General features: G+C 35.7%; 1 pseudogene. It reads left to right on the forward strand.

The features are described from left to right. Positions 1–1085, forward strand: a pseudogene (locus WA327_RS07855) (cell envelope biogenesis protein OmpA); the annotation flags it as partial.

Raw genomic sequence — 1085 nt, forward strand, 5'->3', positions numbered from 1 at the left:
GGATGGAACGAAGAGCCATTTTTAGATATCTACGAATATACTGTAGCAGAAGATGGGACTTACCAAGGAGAAGAACTTTTAGAAGGTGATATCAACACTAAATACCACGAAGGATTAGTAAGCTTTACACCAGACGGAAAGACTATGTATTTTTCAAGAGAAAGTTTCTTTGAAAATATCTATGAAAAAGACAGTTTATCAAACACTAAAATTAGTGTATTACACCTATTTAAAGCCACAAAAGACAGTGATGGTTTTAGCGAAGTAGAAGCCTTAACTATCAATAGTCCAAACTACTCAATAAAAAACCCAAGTGTAAGCGCAGATGGAAGTATGATTTACTTTGCAAGTGATATGCCTGGAGGATATGGTAAGTTTGATATTTACAAAGCAACATTAGATGCAAACGGAAATGTAGGCACACCAGAAAACTTAGGCCAAAAGGTAAATACCGAAGGACAAGAAATGTTCCCATACATTAGTAGTGATAACACACTTTATTTCTCTTCAACAGGTCACTTAGGACTTGGAGGTATGGATGTATTCCACACTAAAGAAATAGACGGTAAAATGGCACCTATACGTAATGCAGGAACACCAATAAACAGTAATGGAGATGACTTTGCTTTTAGAATGAATGAAGAAACTGGAGAAGGATTTGTATCGTCTAACCGTGAAGGCGGAAAAGGAAGTGATGACATTTATGCTATTAAAAAGTTACAACCATTATGTGATGTATTAATCACAGGAACTGTAGTAGACGAAAAAACCGGAGACGTATTAGCAGGAGCAACAACAAGCTTAGCAGATGCTAACGGAAACATTTTAGCTACAAAAACAACTAATGCAGAAGGCGTTGTAGAATACATTGTAGAATGTGAAACAGATACAGAATTACAAGTAACTATGGAAGGTTACGAAAGTAATAAAGTAAGCGTAGATGGTACTAACGAAGAAGAAGTAGCAGTAAGTGTACCATTAACACCAATAGAAGAGATTGTAACACCAGAAGAAGTGGTATTAAACCCAATTTACTTTGAGTTTGATAAATCAAACATCACAGCAAAAGCAGCGTTTGAATTAGA

Source organism: Mesoflavibacter sp. CH_XMU1404-2 (assembly GCF_037029465.1).
Lineage (GTDB): Bacteria > Bacteroidota > Bacteroidia > Flavobacteriales > Flavobacteriaceae > Mesoflavibacter.